The sequence below is a fragment of the Trichococcus sp. genome, assembly GCF_049589555.1.
In the GTDB taxonomy this organism is placed as follows: domain Bacteria; phylum Bacillota; class Bacilli; order Lactobacillales; family Aerococcaceae; genus Trichococcus.
The window spans coordinates 13,496-31,621 of the sequence record NZ_JBAWAZ010000135.1 but is presented as its reverse complement, the minus strand read 5'-3'; the positions used below and the strand labels follow the sequence as shown (position 1 = coordinate 31,621).

The following is an 18,126-nucleotide window of genomic DNA, read 5'->3' as shown; positions in this document are numbered from 1 at the left end:
ATGCTTTCTGCCACCAACGAGCGATAATAATCGGAATTGAAGGTCTTGACGTCGGAGTCATTATTCATATAGCCGAGCTCCAACAACAGGGCAGGTTGCTCATTTTCGCGTGTGACCAAGAAGTCGCCGAATTTGGATCCATTGTCCTGAAACGGCAAAGTGTCGGCAAGGTGATCATCGACAAGATTTGCCAACGGAATATCCGCATCAGCATAATAATAGGTCGTGAAGCCGGTCGCGGAAGTACCGCTTGCGGTGGAATCATAGTGCAGACTGATGAACAGATCGGCGTTGTTGACATTACTCATTTCTGCCCGATCTTCCAAGGTTACGTAAACATCAGAGGTGCGCGTCAAAATGACGTTTGCTCCGGCACTGCGTAATTTTTCAGCCACCGCTTGAGCGGTTTTGAGTGTTACTTCCTTCTCGTAAATATAAGTACCTTCCGCACCTGGATCTTCCCCTCCGTGGCCCGGATCGATTACGATGGTCGCTTCGGCAAGCGTGGTGGTCGATGACGCAGTGACGGGCGTATTGAGTGACTCGGATGTTTCCACCAACCAGGAGGCGACGTAACCTTCCTTGTTTCCCTCATAAAGGATCTTATAGAAATCACCGGATTCGCTGATCAGTTCGTACTCTTCGCCTTTTTCAGCAATGAACAGGATATCGCTGCCTGTCGAAGGACTGCTGCGGACATTTACGCCATCCATCGTGATGATCACTTTCGGATTAGCATCGTCTGCAACAACCGCAGTGGTATCGACTGTTTCCGGCGCCAACTGGATGCTGCCTGGTGAAATTTCGATCAGCTCCGACAAAATCCAAGCGACCTTATTGTTGTACTGGATTTGGCTCCAGCCGTTCTCTTCATATAGCAGAGCGAATTTTTCGCCTTCACTGGCCGTTCCGACAACTTCGGACGATTCATTATTCTCCTGCCGAACATTGGCGGAGGGCACAAGGACTGTTGCCAGTAATTCGGATGTTGCCGCGATTTCGGTGTTGTTGATCAACCAACTGGCTACCCAACCGATTCTTCCGTCCGAAAGCCGGACTTTATACCATTCGTTCTTATCGGCCAAAACATTGACTGAGGAACCGCCTTGAATTTGCGTCATAATGTCGTAGGATAATCCTGGACCGGACCGGACGTTTACGATGCTGGCGGAGATGCTGACCGTAGTATAGTTGGCTAATGCTACCGTACCGAAGGAGCCCAATCCGACAAATAACAAAAAAAGCGTTAAGAAGAACAGATGTCTATTTTTTGCGATAGTCTTCACTAGTTGTCTCCTTTCTGGTTTGGGATGCATAAAATTTACAAAAATTGTTCAATTCTTCTATCATTATAGCAAATATACGGTATCCAATGCAAAGCCTTTTCAGAAATTATGGATCTGTTCCTTATATGGACAAAGCTAAACCGCGACGCAGCCGTCCGACACAAAATATGCGATTGACTATGCTGGCCCCGAAAGTGAAAATATGATGAAAACAGTATTGACAATTCGGTGCTTATCTTGTATCGTTAAGGAAATTATAAATGTCCAGTGAAGATCGAAGTAGAATAGATTGGTTTGATTCAGAGAGGATTGCCGCGGCTGAGAGCACTCCCAAACGTTTATTCGAAAGACAGGTTGGAGGATTAATAGTGAAAAGCTATTACGCCACGAACGTTACTCGTTAAAGGAAAGCTATGCTTTCGAATAAAGGTGGCACCACGTCTGACTAATCGTCCTTTTCCATGATGGAAAGAGGGCTATTTTTTTGCTTTTTTTCAGACAAAAGACAGTATGAAGCGAAAGGAATGGTTATAAAAATGATACAAAAACCAAAAGGGACTGCCGACATATTTTTGCAGGAAGCAGAAATTTGGCAATACGTGGAAGAAACAGCCCGCATCTTACTGCATGACTATCAATTCTCAGAAATCCGCACCCCGATGTTCGAAAGCTATGAACTGTTCTCAAGAGGGGTCGGCGACACGAGTGACATCGTATCGAAGGAAATGTACGACTTCTACGACAAAGGCGAACGACACATCGCGTTGAAGCCAGAAGGGACGGCTCCAGTGGTCCGGGCTTATGTCGAAAACAAGCTGTTCGGTCCTGAACATCCGAAACCGCTGAAAGTCTATTACATCAGCCCGATGTTCCGCTACGAAAGACCACAAGGCGGAAGAATGCGTCAATTCCACCAACTGGGTGTCGAAGTTTTCGGAAGCGTCAATCCGGCGACAGATGTCGAAACGATGGCATTGGCATGGGATATATTGAAAGAATTGGATTTGGGCGATCTAAAATTGGTCATCAATTCGTTGGGCAAGACAGAAGATCGGATCAGATACCGCGAAGCGTTGATCGCCTACTTGGAACCTTTCCATGATGAACTGAGCAAAGAATCCCAGACCCGTCTCCACAAGAATCCGTTGCGCGTGTTGGACAGCAAAGACAAGCGCGATAAGGAAATCGTTGCCCAGGCACCGAGCATTTTGGAGTTCCTGTCGGAAGATTCGAAGAAACATTTTGAATCGGTTCAGGAAATGCTTCAGGCATTGGAAATCCCCTTCACGATCAACAGCAACATGGTCCGAGGACTCGATTATTATCAGGATACGATTTTTGAAATCATGACCTCATCCGCAGTCTTCGGAGCGGAAACGACCATCTGCGGCGGCGGCCGTTATGACGGCTTGGTCGAGGAAATCGGCGGACCGGAAGTGCCTGGGTTTGGCTTCGGGATGGGCTTGGAAAGACTGATCCTTTTGATGAAGGATCAGCAAGTCGATGTACCGAAACTATCCGAGTTGGATGTCTATGTGGTCGGTCTGGGAGAAGCTACGAACATCGAATCCTTGAAATTGGTCCAAAACGCACGCCAAGCAGGGTATTCGGCGGACCGGGACTTCCATGATCGCAAAGCCAAAGCACAATTCAAAACCGCCACGAAAAATGGGGCCAAAGTAGTGCTTACCATCGGCGAAGATGAATTGAACAACAAACAAGTGCAATTCAAAGTGATGTCGACCGGTAAAGAGCAGAAAGTGGCGTTGACTGAGATTTACGCTGATTTTGATAAAGTGTACAAAACACAGACAGCAGATATGACAGCTTTCAATGAATTTTTCGGAAAAGAAGACTAGAACATACAGAAAAGGGTAGTGAAAATGGATAGAAGAACAGAGTATTGCGGATTATTTACGGAAGCAACCGTTGGACAGACTGTCGTCGCCAATGGTTGGGTTAACAAAAGAAGAGACTTAGGCGGATTGATCTTTATCCATCTGCGTGACCGCGAAGGCATCGTCCAAGTCGTTTTCAACACAGAATTCAATGAAGAAGCGTTCCGCATTGCGGAAACGATCCGTGGGGAATATGTCCTGCAGGTCAAAGGTAAAGTAGTCCTTCGTGAAGCAAATCAGATCAATCCGAACATCGGCACAGGCACAATCGAAATCGAAGCGGAATCCGTGGAGATTTTGGCGAAAGCGAAAACACCACCGTTCTATATCGAAGGCGATCTGAACGTATCCGATGAATTGCGCATGAAATACCGTTACATCGATTTAAGAAGAGACAAAATGATGAACAACATGAAAATTCGCCACCAAACGACGCGCACTGTCCGCAACTATTTGGATGACTTGAATTTCATGGACATCGAAACACCTTATTTGACGAAATCGACTCCGGAAGGTGCGCGTGACTATATCGTTCCATCCCGTGTCCATCAAGGCGAATTTTATGCACTGCCGCAATCACCGCAACTTTTCAAACAGATGCTTATGGGCGCAGGCTTTGACCGCTATTATCAAATCGTTCGCTGCTTCCGTGATGAAGATCTGCGCGGTGACAGACAGCCGGAATTCACCCAAATCGATATCGAAACCAGTTTCCTGTCTGCTGCTGAAATCCAGGAAATCACCGAAACTATGCTTCAGAAAGTCATGAAGGACGTTTTGGGCAAAGACATTCCGGCTCCATTCCCGCGCATTTCCTACGATGAAGCGATGAACCGATTCGGCAGCGATAAGCCGGATACCCGTTTCGCGTTGGAACTGATCGACATGAATGAATTTGCGAAAACTTCTTCGTTCAACGTATTTAAAGCGACCAGCGAAAGCGGCGGCCAAGTCCGTGGCTTGAACGTCAAAGGCAAAGCCGATGCCTATTCGCGCAAAGACATGGATAACCTGATCGAGTACGCCAAACAATACGGCGCAAAAGGCATGGCTTGGATGAAAGTCGAAGAGGACGGACTGAAAGGCGCCGTGGCTAAATTCTTCACCGAAGACAGCGAAGAATTGATCAGACTGATGGATGCGGAGCCTGGCGACTTGCTGGTGTTCGTTGCTGATAAAAAAGAGATCGTCTATCAAGCATTAGGAGAGCTGCGCCTGAAGTTCGGCCGCGATCTTGATCTGATCGACAAATCCCAATTTGCTTTCGTTTGGGTTGTAAATTGGCCATTGCTTGAGTACGATGCGGACGCAAAACGCTACACAGCAATGCACCATCCATTCACTCGTCCAAATGACGAAGATCTTGCCAAATTAGCCGACCACCCGGAAGAAGTCTATGCACAAGCCTACGATATCGTTTTGAACGGGTATGAAATCGGCGGCGGCTCTCTGCGTATCTACACAAGAGAAGTGCAGGAACAGATGTTTGCGGCACTTGGCTTCAGCAAAGAAGATGCCGAAGAGGAGTTCGGTTTCTTGTTGGATGCATTCGACTATGGCTTCCCACCACATGGCGGCATCGCTTTAGGACTGGATCGTCTGGTCATGTTGTTGGCTGGCGAATCGAACATCCGCGAAGTGATCGCGTTCCCTAAAAACGGGAAAGCTTTCGACCCGATGACGAACGCTCCAAGCGAAGTAAGCGCAGCTCAGTTGAAAGAACTGAGCCTGAAAATCGCTTCATTGGACTAACATCGGACTAACAATTGCACTAAAAAGAGCATCTGATGGTAAGGAAAACAAGCCTTATGATACAATAATCGTATCATAAGGCTTGTTTTTTTCGTCTCTGGGTTTATTGAAGGCGAAAATGCTTTTTAGGATAATACACAATAAAAGGGTGAAGATATGTTAAAGATAGGTTCACATGTTTCTATGGGCGGTAAAAAAATGCTGTTGGGCTCAGCGGAGGAGGCAGCATCATACGGTTCTTCGGTGTTTATGATCTACACAGGCGCTCCGCAGAATACCCGGAGAAAAAGCGTCGATGAGATGAATATTCCGGAAGGCATGGACTATATGGCGAAGCATGGTTTGGTTGAGCTGGTCGTGCATGCACCCTACATCATCAATTTGGCCAATACCACAAAACCGGATCATTTTGAATTCGCAATCGGATTTTTGCGCGATGAAATCGTGCGGGCGCAAGCTCTTGGAGCAAGACAAATTACGCTGCATCCGGGTTCGCATGTCGGTGCCGGTTCTGAGATAGGCATCAAACAGATCATCAAAGGCTTGAATGAAGTACTGGAGCCAAGTCAGACAGCACAGATTGCGTTGGAAACAATGGCCGGAAAAGGCACAGAAATCGGCCGGACGTTTGAGGAACTGGCGGCCATCCTGGATGGGGTAGTCTACAACGACAAGTTGTCTGTAACGTTGGATACGTGCCATATAAATGATGCGGGTTATAACGTCAAAGAGGACTTCGACGGTGTTTTGGAAGAGTTCGACCGCGTCATCGGCCTGGAACGTTTGAAAATGGTCCATATCAACGACTCGAAAAACGAAAGAGGGACCCATAAGGACAGGCATGCTAACATCGGGTTCGGCACCATCGGTTTTGAAACCTTGAACAAAATTGTTCACCATCCGCAACTGCAGGATTTGCCGAAAATATTGGAGACGCCGTTCGTCGGCGAGGACAAAAAGAACAAGAAGGCACCTTACCGATTCGAATTGGATATGCTGAAATCGCAGACATTCAATCCGAGCTTATTGGAAGACATCCTGAACCAGTAAGAAATACATCTTTGGATGGATGCGAATTTGGCGAGGTTAAGGGATAATTGTATGCAAGCACGAAATGAAAGAATAAAGGAGATGGGAAGATGAAAGGTTGGTTGAAAGGCTTAATCGGTGTTTTTATTGCAGTGTTGTTGTTGGGAGTGCCATTGATCAGCTCCTATAATGGTTTGGTGACGGAGGAGAGCAATGTCGATGTCCAGTGGGCGAATGTGGAAACTAAGCTCCAAAGACGGTATGATCTGATCCCCAACTTGGTGGAATCGGTAAAAGGCGCCATGGAACAGGAACAGGAAGTGTTCGGCGCAATCGCTGATGCCCGTGCCAGAATCGGCAGTGCCCAAACGACCGAAGAACAGGTTACAGCCAGCAATGAAATGGAATCCGCACTTTCGCGTCTTTTGGTGATTGTCGAGAACTATCCGGAACTTAAATCGAACGAACAAGTCACGGCTCTGATGGATGAGTTGGCAGGCACCGAAAACAGAATTTCGGTCGAGAGGGATCGTTACAATGAAGCGGTCCAACAGTACAACAACAAAGTAAAACGGTTCCCGGGATCGCTCATGGCCGGCCTTTTCGGATTTGATGAAAAATCTTATTTTGAAGCGGTCAGCGGTGCTGAAACTGCTCCAAGTGTAGATCTGAATACAGACGATGAATAATTGAGGGGCTGATGATGCTTTGTTTCAAATGAGGAAAAAGGCGCGATGGCAATTGCTTGTGGTTTTGGGACTGTTCTTCTTTTCGATGGCGTTCGCGCCATCCAAACATGCGCAAGCATTGCCTGATCCGACAACCGAATTTTATGTCTATGATCCAAGCAGCACGCTCTCCGAAGAAACGAAATCATTCATCCTGAGCGTGAATGAGCAATATGAATTGACGGAAGAAAAGCCCCAAATTGTTGTGGCGGTAGTTGATTCACTGCAAGGTGAGACTATCGAGGAGTATTCTGTCGACCTGTTCGAAAAGTGGGAAATCGGCCAGGCGGATGCAGACAATGGTGTGCTGATTTTGTTGGCTCTGGAGGAAAGGGAAATCCGCTTCGAAATCGGATACGGTCTGGAAGGTGCCCTCACGGACAGCAGGACCGGCAGGATCCTGGACAATCATCTGGATTATCTTTCGGCCAATGATTTCGATGGCGGGCTGAAAGAAATCTTTACGGAGGCGGCGGTTGTCGTCAATGAGGAATACCAATATGATGACGAAGTGATTTTCTCCGGCTATCCTGTCGATACAACGCAATACTCTGAAGGCGATTCATCATTCTTCGCCGATCTGGTCCAATTCCTGTTCATCCTTTTGCTGTTGTCCTTCTTTTTTGGTGGTCGAGGCAGAGGCGGACGCGGTGGACGCGGCGGCGGAATGAATCCGTTGTGGTGGTTGCTTCTTAGCGGTGGCGGTGGCGGTTACCGCGGCAACAATCATCGTGGAGGGTATGGCGGTGGCGGTTTCGGTGGTGGTGGCTTTGGCGGAGGCGGCGGCTTCGGAGGAGGCGGTTCTTCCGGAGGCGGCGGATCCAGCAGAGGGTTTTAACGGAGCTGTTGCGGCAATGAATATGAAAACAAAAGAAGAGGACCCGGTTCAAAAATCGGGTCCTCTTCTTTTGTTTTCAGGGAATGATGGTTGTATCGGAAATTTCGATGCTGCTCATAATGATGGCGGCTGTTTCTTCTATAGAACGCTTGGATACATTGATGACGATGCAACCCAATTTGTTGTACAATTCATAGGCGTATTCCAGTTCAGCCCGGATGCGGTCCATGTCCGAATAAATGGTTTCCGGCGATAATCCGTAGGCGATCATCCGCTCCTTGCGGAAATTATTCAATACCTCAGCATCATTTGTCAATCCGACGATTTTTTTCGGATCCACTTGCCAAATTTCGTCAGGCACTGAGGCTTCCGGCATGATCGGCAGGTTCGCCACTTTGATGGTCTTGTTCGCCAAAAACATGGATAGTGGCGTCTTTGAAGTGCGGGAAACGCCCAGCAGGACCAAATCGGCATCCAAGAAACCCTTTGGATCTTTCCCGTCATCGTACTTGACTGCGAACTCGATGGCGCTGATCCGGTTGAAGTATTCATCATCCAAACGATGCAGGGCGCCTGCTCTCCGGATAGGCTGCTGCCCGGTCTTTTCGGTGATATCACTGACCAATGCTTTCAATATGTTATAGCAAGGCAAGTCCTCTGCAGCGCAGAAACTGTCCGTGTATTCACTCAAATCTTCGACGACCAAAGTATGGATAACAAATGCTTTCAGTTCTTTAGCCTCTACCAATACAGGCTCCAAATCTTTCATTTTTCTGATGAATGGATAATGATACATATGAACAGTTATCGATGGGAATTGTGCCAAGACGGCCTGGAGGACTTTCCTGGCGGTGTCTCCTACCGAATCGGATATGATGACAAAATGTAGGTCCTGTTGCTCCATATAATTTCATCCTTTCTGAATCTTAATGATTGCAATCTCACTAATAATATACTATAGTCAATTTGAAATTGATAGAGTCGGGAGGGAAAATGATGCCGGTAGATACCGTAACCATTGCACTGCAGCAATTAAAGAAACAAGGTTATAAATATACCCAAAAAAGAGAAGATATCATTACGGTTTTTGTGGAAGCTAACCGCTATCTGTCTGCAAAAGCAGTTCTGCATGCGTTACAGGACGAATATCCGACACTCAGCTATGACACGATATACCGCAACCTGTACACTTTTGTGGAAGTTGGGATCTTGGAAGAAACAGAATTGAACAACGAAAAACTGTTCCGGATCACATGTTTGCACGAGGGACACCACCATCATCACTTCATTTGTCAACAATGCGGGATGACGATTGCTTTGCAGATGTGTCCGATGGATTTCTTTGAGCAACAGTTGGAGGGATGCCAAATTTCGTCCCATCGCTTCGAAATATTTGGTGTTTGCAAGAATTGTTTGGCGAATGCGTAGTCCTTCGTGAAGACAGCCAGACTGATGCTTTAACCGATTTTGATGATACACTCTTTTGTTTTGCAATAAAACGTTGCAATTGCTTTCTCCTATGATATAATATCAAAAGAACAATTTCATTTTGATTTCTTATTTTTCAAAAGGAAACGTTACTTTTAATGCTCGGAGGGAGGGAATATTTAATGTCAAAAACAGTTGTTCGTAAAAACGAATCTCTTGATGATGCTCTTCGTCGCTTTAAACGTACTGTTTCAAAAACTGGAACTCTACAAGACGCTCGTAAACATGAATTTTATGAAAAGCCAAGTGTGAAACGTAAGAAGAAATCTGAAGCTGCCAGAAAACGTAAATTCTAACAGCCAGATGCTTGCTTTCTAAAATTCTTAGAGACTAATCGATAAAGAATGGGATGATCTCCGTATCATTCCATTTTTTTGTCGTCCAGAAAAAGCGCCTTGAACACATGGGGGATAAATATTTTCATAAGACATGCCGCTTTATGTTATACTATTAGCAATAAGCAGTGAAAAAAATCCCCAAAAAGAGGAGTGTAGCTTGTTTGACCGATAAAGTGAATAAAACAGAGAAAATTGAAGTGATGGACGCATCCGTTTTGCCTCAATTATTTGGATCGCAGGATAAGCATCTGAAGATGTTGGAAGATGCTTTGCATGTGACCATTACAAGCCGCGGCATGAAAATCGAAATCAGTGGCGAGGAGCCGGCTGTCGATAAGGCCCGCTCCCTGTTGAAGCAACTTTTGGAATTGTTAGCGCGCGGCATCCCTATTTCACAAACAGATATCGTCACAGCTATAAAAATGTCCGAACGCGGAAGCCTCGATTTCTTCATAAACCTTTATGAGGAGGAAATCGGCAGGTCATACGCAGGCAAGCCTATCCGGGCGAAGAATTTCGGCCAAAGGCAATATGTGCAGGCCGTCAAGAAAAAAGATGTCGTATTCGGAATAGGACCCGCCGGAACCGGAAAAACCTTCTTAGCAGTAGTGATGGCTGTGGAGGCTCTGAAGAACGGTAAGGTAAAAAAAATCATCCTGACCCGTCCGGCTGTTGAAGCTGGTGAAAATCTCGGCTTCCTTCCCGGAGATCTGAAGGAAAAAGTTGACCCGTATTTGCGCCCGGTCTATGATGCGCTTTATGCCATCTATGGCGTCGAACACACGACCCGCTTGATGGATAGGGGAGTCATCGAAATTGCGCCGCTCGCTTACATGCGCGGAAGGACGCTGGAAGATGCTTTCATCATCCTGGACGAAGCGCAGAACACGACTGTCGCACAGATGAAGATGTTCCTGACCCGGCTCGGATTCGGATCAAAAATGATCGTCAACGGCGACAAAACCCAGATCGATTTGCCGAAAGGCGCCCTTTCAGGATTGATCGATGCCGAGAAGAAACTTCAGGGCATCCCTGACATCACTTTTGTCACCTTTGATACTTATGATGTCGTGCGCCACCCCGTCGTTGCGAGCATCATCAAAGCATATGATGTCAAAGAGGAAACAAAACACAATATAGAAAAGTGAGCGATTATATGGAAATAGATATTTTTGATGAAACAGAATCTGTACAGAATGCGCATACGGAATTGGTCCATTCCTTGATTGCTTTTGCGGGGGAGTATTTGAAGTTGGCGCCCGACACCGAATTGTCGATCACTTTTGTGGACAATGAGCGAATCCGGGAAATCAATCGTGAATACCGCAGCAAAGATCAGGCCACTGACGTCATCAGCTTTGCGCTGAACGATGACATGGATGATGACTTCCCGATCAACATGGAAAGCATAACCGGCTCCTTTCCCACCAACCTCGGCGATATCATCATCTCGACCGACAAGACCGCTGAACAAGCGGAGTCCTATGGCCACAGTTTCGAAAGAGAACTAGGCTTCCTTGCGTTGCATGGTTTCCTGCATTTGAATGGTTATGATCACATGACGGAAGAAGACGAAAAGGAAATGTTCGGTCTTCAGAAAGAGATACTGGATGCTTATGGACTCAAAAGAGACGAGTAGGGAAAAGATGGGGAAAATCGGAAAGAATCCAAGTTTTTTTGCTTCAGTGAAGCATGCTTTGGATGGCATCGGCATTATCCTCAAAGAAGAAAAAAACATGCGCAGTCATGCTTTGTTTGGCCTGATACCGCTCCTGTCGGCCTGGTTCTTCGGAGCGAGCCCAATGGAATGGATCGTGATCATCTTCTGTATATTTTTGGTCATCATCATGGAGTTTCTGAATACGATATTTGAAAATGTGGTCGATCTGGTGACCGATTACGAGTATCATCCTCTGGCAAAGAAAGCAAAAGACATCGCTGCCGGAGCGGTCTTGGTTACAGCATTCTTTGCCATCCTGATCGCGGCCATCATTTTTTTGCCCAAGTTTTTGGAATTATATTATAAGTTAATTTGAGGAGTTTTGTATGAATAAAAAAGAAGGTTTCAAATCAGGATTCGTCTCCATCATCGGGAGACCTAACGTAGGGAAATCGACACTTTTGAACCGCATCGTCGGTCAAAAGGTCGCCATCATGAGCGATGTCCCGCAGACTACCAGGAACAAGATTCAAGGCGTTGTCACTTCGGACAATTCCCAGATTGTTTTTATCGATACGCCCGGAATCCACAAACCGCAGACGCGCTTGAACGATTTCATGCTGAAGAGCGCATACAGCACCTTCAATGAAGTGGATTTGGTGCTGTTCATGGTGAATGCGGCAGAAAAAAGAGGAGCAGGTGACAATTTCATTCTTGAGAAACTCAAGAACCTGCGCACTCCTAAATTCTTGATCATCAACAAAATCGATCAGGTCAAGCCGGAAGAATTACTGAAAATCATTTTGGACTATACTTCAGACAATGAGTTCAATGAAGTGGTCCCGATTTCTGCCATTCAAGGGAACAATGTCGATGAAATGATGGACACCATCAAAAAATACATACCGGAAGGACCACAATTCTATCCGGACGATCAAGTGACGGATCACCCGGAATACTTCGTCGTATCCGAGTTCATCCGCGAAAAGATCCTCCAGTTGACCAAGGAAGAAGTGCCGCATTCCGTAGCAGTCGTCGTGGAATCGATGCAGCGCAACGAGGACGATAAAGTCCACGTCCATGCAACCATTATCGTCGATCGGGCCAGACAAAAAGGCATCATCATCGGCAAAGGTGGGAAAATGCTGAAAGAAATCGGTGTCCGGGCACGTCGGGATATCGAAGCGATGCTTGGTGATAAAATTTACCTCGAACTTTGGGTGAAGGTCCAAAAAGATTGGCGCGACAAGCAGAGTTATCTGCAGGACTACGGTTACCGCCAAAAAGATTACGATTGATCAGTTAGTGCTCAATTGATACATGAATAGCAATCAGTAAGAGTTTGGGAGGCTGCCTTCCGGACTCTTCTCTTTTCGAAAGGGTGCGACATGGAGACATATCAGGAATTTGATGGCATCGTCTTATCGATCCGAAAACACAGGGAAAAGGATGCTTTGGTTAAAATATTTACGCGTGATCATGGAAAACGGATGTTTTTCGTGAAGAACATCAAAAACCCAAACCATTCCTTGAAAGCGGCGCTCCTGCCATTCACAAAAGCGACTTATCTGGGCCACATCAAGGATGACGGACTCAGCTTCCTGAAGGACAGCCGCGAAATCATCCACTTTTCCAAAATGCAGACGGATATCCATCTGAACGCCTATGCGACATATTTGAATAACCTAGCCGATGCAGCCATCAACGATGCCATCAAGGCCGCCGACCTCTACGATTTATTGGAAGAATCCCTGGTCGCCATGCAGAGCGGGATGGATGCGGAAATCGTAGTGAACATTTTCGAAATGCGGGTACTGAAATATTTTGGAGCAGCTCCGCAATTGCAGGAATGCGTCATCTGTCACAGCAAGCAGGAACCTTTCGACTTTTCGGTCAAATATTCCGGTGCCCTGTGCCAGAAGCATTACGGGGAAGACCCCAGAAGATCGCATGCAAGCCCTGCAGCTGTCCATTTCGCCCGGATTTTCCAATTGGTCACGCCGAAGCAAGTCGGGAATATCCAGATCAAAGCCGAGACGAAACAGGCGCTCAGAGCCTTTATCGACGAATTATATGAGGAATATGTCGGGATCCGCCTGAAAAGCAAGAGTTTCATCGATCAGATGTACGCTTGGGAGACGAAGGTTGAGATTCCGTTCCGTTCCGCTTCCGAACCGGAGCCAAACAAGCCGAGCGAAAGCGGCCAGTCCGATCCAAGTAGTTCTTGACATTCTGCAGGAACAAGGCTACTATTGAGAAGAACTAAATACTGGACGTTGAAGATAAAAGTACCTCTGGTCAGGACCGAAAAGCGAATTTGGGATAGTGTGAGCCAAAGCGGGAGACTATTGCGGAAAGGCGTATCCGAGTCCTGTAACGAAGTGCCGGCATTTGCCGGAATTAGGGTGGAACCGCGAAAATATTCGTCCCTATGTTTCAAGGAGACTTGATGCATAGGGACTTTTTTTATGTATTATTTCAAGTGGAGGAGATTTATGATGGAAAACAAATTAACTGTGCAAAAAATGATTCAAGCGCTACAAAATTTTTGGGCAGATCAAGGCTGCCTATTGATGCAGTCTTATGATACTGAAAAGGGTGCCGGAACAATGAGCCCGTACACTTTCTTGCGCGCAATCGGCCCAGAACCCTGGAACGCTGCATACGTGGAGCCTTCGCGTCGTCCGGCTGACGGCCGTTATGGAGAAAATCCCAACCGCCTTTACCAACATCATCAATTCCAGGTGGTCATGAAGCCATCACCAGACAATATCCAGGAACTTTATCTGGAAAGCCTAAAAGTATTGGGCATCAATCCGATCGAACATGATATCCGCTTTGTCGAAGACAACTGGGAAAACCCTTCATTGGGTTGCGCAGGCTTGGGCTGGGAAGTCTGGTTGGATGGGATGGAAGTCACCCAGTTCACCTATTTTCAGCAAGTGGGTGGTTTGGAATGCAGTCCTGTCACAAGCGAAATCACCTATGGTTTGGAGCGCTTGGCTTCTTATATCCAGGATGTGAACAGTGTCTACGATCTTGAGTGGACAGAGGGCGTGAAATACGGCGAAATCTTCGGACAGCCGGAATATGAACATTCCAAATATTCGTTTGAGGAAAGCAACGTCGATTTGTTGTTCCAACTATTTGATTCATTTGAAGCGGAAGCGACAAAACAGATCGAGAACGGTCTCGTGCATCCGGCTTATGACTATGTCCTGAAGAGTTCGCATGCCTTTAACCTTTTGGATGCAAGAGGTGTCATTTCTGCGACTGACCGCGCGGGCTATCTCGCACGAATCCGCAATATGGCGCGCCAACTGGCGAAAGCTTTTGTCCAAAAGAGAAAAGAACTGGGTTTCCCGTTGCTTTCGGATGATCAAAAAGAACTTGCCCTGAAGGAGGACTAAATTGATGAGTCAAACTGTATTATTAGAAATCGGACTTGAAGAAATGCCTGCGAAATATGTGCGCAGCAGCAGTATCCAACTGAAAGAAAAAATGGCCGCTTTTTTGGAAGCAAACCGCATCGGCTTTGACGCGATCGAAATGTATGCGACGCCGAGACGTTTGGCGGTCATCGCCAGCGGAGTCAGTGATAAACAGGCGGATTTGGCGGAAGTCATCAAAGGACCCGCAAAAAAAATCGCTTTGCAGGCTGACGGCACTTGGTCAAAAGCTGCACTGGGCTTTGTCCGCGGACAAGGCTTGACTCCTGAAGACATCTTCTTTGATGAACTGAATGGTGTGGAGTATGTTTTCGTCAAGAAAGAAACGAACGGAAAAGCTTCATCCGAAGTGCTGAAGGAATTGAATACAGTCGTTGAGTCGTTGACTTTCCCTGTTTCGATGCATTGGGGCAACCATCACTTCAAGTACATCCGACCGATCCATTGGATTGTGGCATTGGCTGATGCTGAAATCATCCCATTCCAGGTCTTGGATGTCGTTTCAGGCCGGACCACACGCGGGCACCGTTTCTTGGGCGAAGACGTGACGCTGGCGCATGCAGGCGAGTATGTGGAGAAATTGGCTGAACAACATGTCATTGCCGATCAGGACAAAAGGAAAAACATGATTCGGGCCCAATTCCAACAGATTGAAGCTGAAAATGGCTGGATCATCCCTAACGACGAAAGCTTATTGGAAGAAGTCACTTCTCTGGTAGAATACCCGACAGCCTTCTTCGGTGAATACGACAGCAAATATTTGACTTTGCCGGCAGATGTATTGATCACATCGATGAAGGACCACCAACGCTATTTCGAAGTTAAGGACAAATCGGGCAAACTGTTGCCGTACTTCATATCCGTACGCAACGGGAATGGCATATTCATCGATAACGTGAAAAAAGGCAATGAGAAAGTCCTGACAGCAAGGCTTGAGGACGGCCTGTTCTTCTTCAACGAAGACCAACGCATCACCATTGCGCAGTCGGTCGAAAAATTGAAGAAAGTCACATTCCATTCGAAAATCGGCTCCATTCATGATAAGATGGACAACACAGCGAAAATCGCTGCCCATCTTGCTGATCTGCTTGATCTGGAAGAGGACGACAAAACGCAATTGTTGCGTGCGGCTTCCATCTACAAGTTTGACTTGGTGACCAACATGGTTTCCGAGTTTACGGAACTGCAAGGCATCATGGGTGAAGTCTATGCGTTGCAACAAGGCGAAACCGCTGCTGTAGCAACCGCGATCCGCGAACACTACCTTCCGGTATCCAGTGAAGGCGAATTGCCGGAAACCCAAATCGGAGCAGTTTTGGCGATGGCGGACAAATTGGACAGCATCATCAGTTTCTTCCTGCAGGGTATGGTTCCGACAGGATCGAACGACCCGTATGCTTTGCGTCGTCAAATGATCGGGGTCATTCAAATCATCGAGAAATACCAATGGTCATTCTCGTTGGAAGAATTGTTGTCTGCATTGTTGACGGAGGTTTTTGCGATTGAAGATGCAGAATCGTTCGATAAAACAATGAATGAACTTGCCGTTTTCGCAAACGGCCGTATCCAACAGAAACTTCAAACCTACGGCATCCGTTATGATATAGTGGAAGCTGTGCTGCAATCCGGCGAAAAAGACGTCAACACCCTATTCGCTAACGCCAAAGTATTGCAGGCGCACAGTGAAGAGGAATCATTCAAAACGATCATGGAAGCTCTTGCGCGCGTCGTAAACATTTCCGGAAATCCTGATGAATCGATTCCCGTCCAGAAAGATCTGCTGGAAACAGCCAGCGAGAAGAATCTGTATGTGCAGATTAATCATCTCGATTTGGCTCTGTCCCACGGCGATCCAGAAGCGGATTACACCGCCTTAGCTGCGATTGCGCCATATATTGAAGCTTATTTCGATGAAAATATGGTCATGGTCGAGGATATTGCTATCCGCAGCAACCGTTTGAATACGCTAGGCAACCTGACCTTGAGCATTATGCAGTTTGCTGATGTCAGAAAATTGATCCTTAAATAGTGAAGTGATGGAGGCGGGGCTAACATTGTTTACTCCCGGCTCCATCATTTTGTCTTCCGCCAGGTGCGGGCTGGATCGATACCTTCAAGACTGTATTTTCTTTTCGTTTTTTGGTTAATATGGTAAATTAAGAGGGAAGAATGAGCGCTTCAATAGACGGAGCTCAAATTATTTGTTAAAGATACTTGTCCAATTTTTTGAAGTGCGGAAGCGCATCTGAAAAAGTCGGACCAATCGAATTATTTTGTTCGGCATAAAGAGTGCCGAACAGTTTTCCAAGGGGGAAAAAAGATGTCAATGTTTTTGGATCATGCAAAAGTGCATGTAAAAGCCGGTAAAGGCGGCGATGGAATGGTAGCGTTCCGTCGCGAAAAGTATGTTCCCGATGGGGGTCCTGCAGGTGGCGATGGCGGCCGTGGGGGAAGCATCATATTTGAAGTGGATCCAGGTCTGCGCACGTTATTGGATTTCCGCTATAACCGTAATTTCAGAGGTAAGCCCGGCGAAAACGGCATGAGCAAAAGTATGTTCGGCCGCGGCGCAAAAGACACAATAGTAAGGGTTCCGCCTGGCACGATTGTACGCAATGCGGAAACAAAAGAACTCATTGCTGATTTGACCGAACCTGGGCAACAGGCTGTAGTCGCAAGAGGCGGACGTGGCGGACGCGGGAATAACCGTTTTGCCACTGCGAGAAACCCTGCACCCGAAATCGCCGAAAACGGTGAACCTGGGCAAGAGCTTGAGTTGGAGCTTGAGCTGAAAGTCATCGCGGACGTCGGTTTGGTAGGCTTCCCGTCAGTAGGTAAATCGACATTGCTGTCGATCGTGTCAAAAGCGAAACCAAAAATCGCAGCCTATCACTTCACTACGCTTGTGCCCAACTTAGGTATGGTACAGACACGCAGCGGAGAAGAGTTTGTCATGGCCGATTTACCGGGATTGATCGAGGGCGCGTCCCAAGGCGTCGGTCTAGGGATCCAATTTTTGCGCCACATCGAGCGCACGAGAGTCATTCTGCATGTCATCGATATGGGCGGCACAGAAGGCAGAGATCCTTTCGATGACTATGAAAAAATCAACAAGGAATTGGAAAGTTACCAATTGCGTTTGCTGGAAAGACCGACCGTGATTGTAGCCAATAAAATGGATGTGGCGGAAGCGGAAGATAATCTTGAAATCTTTAAACAGCAAATCGCCGAAAAATTCGGAGATGACGAAGCACCGAGAATCTTCCCGATTTCAGCCTGGTCGACTACCGGCGTAGCCGAATTGTTGGATTACACTGCTGAAGTTCTGAAGGACACGCCTGAGTTCCCATTGTTCGACGAAGAAGAAGTCGAATCATCCGTCCTTTACAAATTCGAAGAAAATCAAGAACAGTTCACTATCGGACGCGATCCAGATTCCACGTGGGTATTGGGCGGCGAAAGACTGGAAAAACTATTCAACATGACCAATTTTGCTCATGACGAAAGCATCATGCGTTTCGCGCGTCAATTGCGTTCCATGGGCGTGGATGAAAAACTGAGGGCTAAGGGAGCGAAAGATGGCGACATGGTCCGCATCATGACCTACCATTTTGAGTTCGTCGATTAAAAAGAAACACCAGTATCAATAAATGGGGGATA

Annotated in this window: 17 protein-coding genes; 15 read left to right on the top strand and 2 right to left on the bottom strand. The window is 46.8% G+C overall.

The window, feature by feature from the left end:
- On the bottom strand, nucleotides 1-1,286 hold a 1,286-nt coding region (locus WBV27_RS05550), incomplete at its 3' end, for an N-acetylmuramoyl-L-alanine amidase (protein WP_424200148.1).
- Nucleotides 1,287-1,822: 536 nt separating this feature from the next.
- Here WBV27_RS05550 and hisS point away from each other — a divergent pair.
- The 5 genes from hisS (at nucleotide 1,823) to WBV27_RS05525 (ending at nucleotide 7,531) form a co-directional block, all read left to right on the top strand.
- A complete protein-coding gene (gene hisS, locus WBV27_RS05545) occupies nucleotides 1,823-3,145 on the top strand; it encodes a histidine--tRNA ligase (protein WP_424200146.1) in 1,323 nt (440 codons plus the stop codon).
- 24 nt (nucleotides 3,146-3,169) lie between these two features.
- The gene (aspS, locus tag WBV27_RS05540) at nucleotides 3,170-4,936 is read left to right on the top strand and encodes an aspartate--tRNA ligase (RefSeq protein WP_140185703.1); all 1,767 of its coding nucleotides are present in this window, start codon (nucleotides 3,170-3,172) and stop codon (nucleotides 4,934-4,936) included.
- Nucleotides 4,937-5,092: 156 nt separating this feature from the next.
- Nucleotides 5,093-5,986, top strand: a complete 894-nt coding sequence (locus WBV27_RS05535; protein WP_424200144.1) for a deoxyribonuclease IV — start codon at nucleotides 5,093-5,095, stop codon at nucleotides 5,984-5,986.
- An 89-nt stretch (nucleotides 5,987-6,075) separates the two neighbouring features.
- Entirely contained in the window at nucleotides 6,076-6,654 is a 579-nt protein-coding gene (locus WBV27_RS05530; protein ID WP_086627846.1) for a LemA family protein, read from the top strand.
- 28 nt (nucleotides 6,655-6,682) lie between these two features.
- Nucleotides 6,683-7,531 carry a TPM domain-containing protein gene (locus WBV27_RS05525; RefSeq protein ID WP_424200150.1) on the top strand — a complete coding sequence of 283 codons (849 nt, stop codon included), beginning with the start codon at nucleotides 6,683-6,685 and terminating at the stop codon, nucleotides 7,529-7,531.
- Nucleotides 7,532-7,607: 76 nt separating this feature from the next.
- Here the strand turns inward: WBV27_RS05525 and WBV27_RS05520 are convergent, their stop codons facing one another.
- Nucleotides 7,608-8,435 (bottom strand): pyruvate, water dikinase regulatory protein, encoded by an 828-nt coding sequence (locus WBV27_RS05520; RefSeq protein ID WP_086627848.1) that lies wholly within the window; start codon nucleotides 8,433-8,435, stop codon nucleotides 7,608-7,610.
- A gap of 92 nt (nucleotides 8,436-8,527) precedes the next feature.
- On the opposite strand from WBV27_RS05520, the gene WBV27_RS05515 reads away from it, so the two are divergent.
- The 10 genes from WBV27_RS05515 to obgE all read left to right on the top strand — a co-directional run bounded on the left by WBV27_RS05515 (nucleotide 8,528) and on the right by obgE (nucleotide 18,094).
- Entirely contained in the window at nucleotides 8,528-8,959 is a 432-nt protein-coding gene (locus WBV27_RS05515) for a Fur family transcriptional regulator (protein ID WP_086627849.1), read from the top strand.
- 182 nt (nucleotides 8,960-9,141) lie between these two features.
- Complete coding sequence (rpsU, locus tag WBV27_RS05510; protein WP_086627850.1) at nucleotides 9,142-9,315, top strand: 30S ribosomal protein S21; 174 nt, start codon at nucleotides 9,142-9,144, stop codon at nucleotides 9,313-9,315.
- A 203-nt stretch (nucleotides 9,316-9,518) separates the two neighbouring features.
- A complete protein-coding gene (locus WBV27_RS05505) occupies nucleotides 9,519-10,505 on the top strand; it encodes a PhoH family protein (RefSeq protein ID WP_424200140.1) in 987 nt (328 codons plus the stop codon).
- An 8-nt stretch (nucleotides 10,506-10,513) separates the two neighbouring features.
- Entirely contained in the window at nucleotides 10,514-10,996 is a 483-nt protein-coding gene (ybeY, locus tag WBV27_RS05500; RefSeq protein WP_424200138.1) for an rRNA maturation RNase YbeY, read from the top strand.
- Nucleotides 10,997-11,003: 7 nt separating this feature from the next.
- Entirely contained in the window at nucleotides 11,004-11,393 is a 390-nt protein-coding gene (locus tag WBV27_RS05495) for a diacylglycerol kinase family protein (protein ID WP_233436849.1), read from the top strand.
- Between the two features lie 10 nt (nucleotides 11,394-11,403).
- Entirely contained in the window at nucleotides 11,404-12,315 is a 912-nt protein-coding gene (gene era / locus WBV27_RS05490; protein ID WP_424200136.1) for a GTPase Era, read from the top strand.
- Nucleotides 12,316-12,405: 90 nt separating this feature from the next.
- The gene (gene recO, locus WBV27_RS05485) at nucleotides 12,406-13,245 is read left to right on the top strand and encodes a DNA repair protein RecO (protein ID WP_424200134.1); all 840 of its coding nucleotides are present in this window, start codon (nucleotides 12,406-12,408) and stop codon (nucleotides 13,243-13,245) included.
- 270 nt (nucleotides 13,246-13,515) lie between these two features.
- A complete protein-coding gene (gene glyQ / locus WBV27_RS05480; RefSeq protein WP_086628188.1) occupies nucleotides 13,516-14,427 on the top strand; it encodes a glycine--tRNA ligase subunit alpha in 912 nt (303 codons plus the stop codon).
- A gap of 4 nt (nucleotides 14,428-14,431) precedes the next feature.
- The gene (gene glyS / locus WBV27_RS05475) at nucleotides 14,432-16,495 is read left to right on the top strand and encodes a glycine--tRNA ligase subunit beta (RefSeq protein WP_424200132.1); all 2,064 of its coding nucleotides are present in this window, start codon (nucleotides 14,432-14,434) and stop codon (nucleotides 16,493-16,495) included.
- Nucleotides 16,496-16,786: 291 nt separating this feature from the next.
- The gene (gene obgE / locus WBV27_RS05470; protein ID WP_086627856.1) at nucleotides 16,787-18,094 is read left to right on the top strand and encodes a GTPase ObgE; all 1,308 of its coding nucleotides are present in this window, start codon (nucleotides 16,787-16,789) and stop codon (nucleotides 18,092-18,094) included.
- Nucleotides 18,095-18,126: the final 32 nt, after the last annotated feature.

Excerpts from the sequence above, each read along its gene's own strand:
- recO (WP_424200134.1), top strand. The coding sequence starts at position 12,406 with ATGGAGACATATCAGGAATTTGATGGCATCGTCTTATCGATCCGAAAA.
- aspS (WP_140185703.1), top strand. The coding sequence starts at position 3,170 with ATGGATAGAAGAACAGAGTATTGCGGATTATTTACGGAAGCAACCGTT.
- WBV27_RS05530 (WP_086627846.1), top strand. The coding sequence starts at position 6,076 with ATGAAAGGTTGGTTGAAAGGCTTAATCGGTGTTTTTATTGCAGTGTTG.
- WBV27_RS05495 (WP_233436849.1), top strand. The coding sequence starts at position 11,004 with ATGGGGAAAATCGGAAAGAATCCAAGTTTTTTTGCTTCAGTGAAGCAT.
- WBV27_RS05515 (WP_086627849.1), top strand. The coding sequence starts at position 8,528 with ATGCCGGTAGATACCGTAACCATTGCACTGCAGCAATTAAAGAAACAA.
- glyS (WP_424200132.1), top strand. The coding sequence starts at position 14,432 with ATGAGTCAAACTGTATTATTAGAAATCGGACTTGAAGAAATGCCTGCG.
- WBV27_RS05520 (WP_086627848.1), bottom strand. The coding sequence starts at position 8,435 with ATGGAGCAACAGGACCTACATTTTGTCATCATATCCGATTCGGTAGGA.
- era (WP_424200136.1), top strand. The coding sequence starts at position 11,404 with ATGAATAAAAAAGAAGGTTTCAAATCAGGATTCGTCTCCATCATCGGG.
- ybeY (WP_424200138.1), top strand. The coding sequence starts at position 10,514 with ATGGAAATAGATATTTTTGATGAAACAGAATCTGTACAGAATGCGCAT.
- rpsU (WP_086627850.1), top strand. The coding sequence starts at position 9,142 with ATGTCAAAAACAGTTGTTCGTAAAAACGAATCTCTTGATGATGCTCTT.
- glyQ (WP_086628188.1), top strand. The coding sequence starts at position 13,516 with ATGGAAAACAAATTAACTGTGCAAAAAATGATTCAAGCGCTACAAAAT.
- hisS (WP_424200146.1), top strand. The coding sequence starts at position 1,823 with ATGATACAAAAACCAAAAGGGACTGCCGACATATTTTTGCAGGAAGCA.
- WBV27_RS05525 (WP_424200150.1), top strand. The coding sequence starts at position 6,683 with ATGAGGAAAAAGGCGCGATGGCAATTGCTTGTGGTTTTGGGACTGTTC.
- WBV27_RS05535 (WP_424200144.1), top strand. The coding sequence starts at position 5,093 with ATGTTAAAGATAGGTTCACATGTTTCTATGGGCGGTAAAAAAATGCTG.
- obgE (WP_086627856.1), top strand. The coding sequence starts at position 16,787 with ATGTCAATGTTTTTGGATCATGCAAAAGTGCATGTAAAAGCCGGTAAA.